Annotated in this window: 3 pseudogenes; 2 read left to right on the plus strand and 1 reads right to left on the minus strand. The window is 67.6% G+C overall.

Annotation, left to right across the window (positions count from 1 at the left end):
* Window positions 1-408 (minus strand): annotated as a pseudogene (locus tag A9W96_RS27985) (dihydrodipicolinate reductase); the annotation flags it as partial.
* A gap of 155 nt (window positions 409-563) precedes the next feature.
* Here A9W96_RS27985 and A9W96_RS27990 point away from each other — a divergent pair.
* Window positions 564-1,546 (plus strand): annotated as a pseudogene (locus A9W96_RS27990) (LLM class flavin-dependent oxidoreductase).
* A 12-nt stretch (window positions 1,547-1,558) separates the two neighbouring features.
* Window positions 1,559-1,960: pseudogene (locus A9W96_RS27995) on the plus strand (dihydrodipicolinate reductase); the annotation flags it as partial.

Consider the following 1,960-nt stretch of genomic DNA (forward strand, 5'->3'; position numbering starts at 1 on the left):
CGCGTAAAGCGAAACCTGGCCCTGCTTGGCCGCGGCGATCAGTTGGTCGCGCCACTCGACGGGCTCGTAGGCGTGCGGATTGACCAAGCGCGTGGTGCTGGTGGTGACAACGTTGATGCCGGCTTGGAGCAGCTTGACGTAGTCCGGGATGGCGAGCGCGTCGCGCTCCGGCCCGCTGGCCGCATAGATCACGCAGTCGGGTTTGAGGGCGATCAGCGCGTCCGCGTCGTTGGTGGCGGCCAGCCCGATCGGCTCGCCGTTGGCCAGTTCGCCTGCGTCCTTGCCGGCCTTCTCCGGCGAATGCACCCACACACCGACGAGGTACAGGTTGGGGCGCCGCTGGATGGCGCGGATGGCGATCGATCCGATGCCGCCCGTTGCCCACATCACCACCCGGTGAGCCGTCATCTTGTTCCTCCTCAATTTCGTACGGACACAGTAAAAGTCGAGGCAGCCGTGGCTCTTTGGCGATTGCAAGCCAACAGCCCCATTTCCAAGCGGTCGAAGATTAAGAGAGTATGCACTATCTTAATGAACAAATGTTAGGTTAGTCTGCATTCGAGATGTTCACCCTTAGGTTCGACATGCGCGCGCCCGCGTGGGCCGGGCCGGCCGCGGATCTCTACGCCGCGTCGATCGACATGTGCGCGTGGGCCGAGACCAGGGGCGCAATCCTCGCGGTGCTATCCGAGCACCATGGCGCCGAGGACGGTCATCTGCCCGCGCCGCTGATGTTGGCCTCGGCGATCGCGGCCCGGACGCGAAGTCTGGCGATACTGCTGGCCGCGGTGCCAATTCCGCTCTGGGACCCCGTCCGCCTCGCCGAGGAGATGAGTGTGCTGGACCTGATCAGCGGGGGACGCGTCTCCTACGCGTTCGGCGTCGGCCATCGTCGTGCGGAATACGAGCACTTTGGTGTCGAGATGTCCATCCGCGGCCGGGTGGCCGACGAGATACTGGCGGTGTTAGGCCCGCTGCTGCGCGGCGAGCCGGTGCAGTACCGGGGCGCATGGTCCGCGTGACACCGCCGTGCGGGTCACCCGCCGGGCCGATGATGCTGATCGCCGGCGGCAGCAAGGCCGCCGCTCGTCGCGCCGGCGCCCTTCGGCTGGGGTTCGTCTCGCAGACAGACCTGCCGGGCCTCAAGGACTTCTACGAAGACCAGTGTCGCGCTCACGGACACGAGCCCGGGATGATCCAATTTCCCGTGCGGGGTGCTCCCACAGCGGTTTTCGTCGTACCAGACGAGCAGGCTGTCGACGAGGCTTGGCACGCCCTGGGCCCGCATTTGTTGCACGACGCGATGATGGCGGCGTCGTACCGGCCGCACGATAATTCCGTGGCGAGCATCACCCGCGCCGACAGCGTGACGGAACTTCGTGCCGAGGGCGGCCCGTACCGGATCTTCACCGCCGATGAGGCGACCGAATACGTCCGCGGTGGACGGCCCCTGCCGCTGCACCCGCTGTGTGGGGGCGTGCCACCCGATGTCGCGTGGCCGTACCTCGAACGTGCGGCGGCCGCCGCGGCGCGGGCGCACGGGTAAGGAGGGGGCTTTGTGACACGAGTCGTCGTCTGGTCCACCGGCGGCGTCGGGGTGCACGCGATCGATGCCATCAGCCGACGACCGGACCTGGAACTCGTTGGGGTATGGGTGCATTCGCCTGAGAAGGTCGGCAAGGACGCGGGGGAATTGGCCGGCATCGCGCCGCTGGGGGTCACTGCCACCGGGGACGCCGAGGCGTTGATCGCCCTGGCGCCCGACGCCGTCGTGTACGCCGCGAGCGGTCCCGAGCGCGACGGCGCCGCCATCCCGGATTACCTGCGGTTCCTGGAGGCGGGCATCAATGTCGTGTCGACGTCGTCGACGAGCCTGGTGTATCCGCCGTCGTACTTCGCCCCGGATTGGCGCGACCAACTGGAGGCGGCGGCCGGGGCCGGCGGCGCATCGTTTTACGCC

This window comes from Mycobacterium sp. 1245852.3, from assembly GCF_001669335.1.
GTDB classification, from domain to species: domain Bacteria; phylum Actinomycetota; class Actinomycetes; order Mycobacteriales; family Mycobacteriaceae; genus Mycobacterium; species Mycobacterium europaeum_A.